Annotated in this window: 1 protein-coding gene; it reads left to right on the top strand. The window is 33.2% G+C overall.

The window, feature by feature from the left end:
* The first annotated feature begins 339 nt into the window (after positions 1-339).
* Positions 340-774 carry a hypothetical protein gene (locus PGQ38_RS19355; protein ID WP_233509629.1) on the top strand — a complete coding sequence of 145 codons (435 nt, stop codon included), beginning with the start codon at positions 340-342 and terminating at the stop codon, positions 772-774.
* Positions 775-898 lie beyond the last annotated feature (124 nt).

Genomic DNA, 898 nt, shown 5'->3' with positions numbered 1-898 from the left:
TTGGAGAAGATATATTAAGAATGTATGGAAATATAGATATTGAGAAAGCAAAAGAATATCAAGATATAGTTGAAGAATATTATCCTATTGAAACTATTGTTTATGGAATTAAAAATATTAAACAGGAATTTATCGAAAATGGTAGAAAAGAAATTTATAAAAGGACTTATAAAGATTGATTATATAATATATGAAAAGCTATTATAAAAGACATTAGTATTAAATAGTTTAAAAAAATGAAAAATAATATCGAAAAAAATATTTCTTAAAATTGTGATAGGGGTTGTTCTTGCTTGTATTTTATTTGTTTGTTTTCTTTATACGAACAATGAGATCGGCGTGACTTCATCTAAGCTGGAGGCAGATATTCGTTCGTCGCAGAAGATTAAGGATGATTGGACGGTCGATGGAAGCGTTTCCAGCACGATGGCTGCATATATTTCTTACCCTCAGGATTTGAGTGACCATTCTTTTTCCGTCTATGTCAATCGTCCAGGACTTTCCTTCGGATATTTTTTCCGTGGAGGTGGAACTCTTTCGGGGATTCAAAGAGGAATTGTGGAGTTTACTGTAGAGGGATATAATGAACGAGCATTTATTTCTATGAATCAACAGCAGGTGCAACAACTTGAAATAGATGATGGCAACACAATTCAAGTGGTTGATATTGACCGCAATAAACCTTTTGCGATTGTCTTGCCTATAAATGCGGGTAATATTACTTTTTATGATGTAAATAGAAATACTGTGGAATATTGGAATAATCCTCTTTGACAAATTCCAGTTTGTCGTGCTAAAAATTCAACTGAATAATCCCAGCAAAAACCGCTGCTACATGGAAGCCAACAAACCATGCAACAGCGGTTTTTCTTTATCGTTTTTTCCTCTGGCTGATAGG

The sequence above is a fragment of the Blautia faecis genome (assembly GCF_027662325.1).
GTDB classification, from domain to species: domain Bacteria; phylum Bacillota; class Clostridia; order Lachnospirales; family Lachnospiraceae; genus Blautia_A; species Blautia_A faecis.
This window is presented reverse-complemented; position numbering and strand designations above follow the sequence as displayed.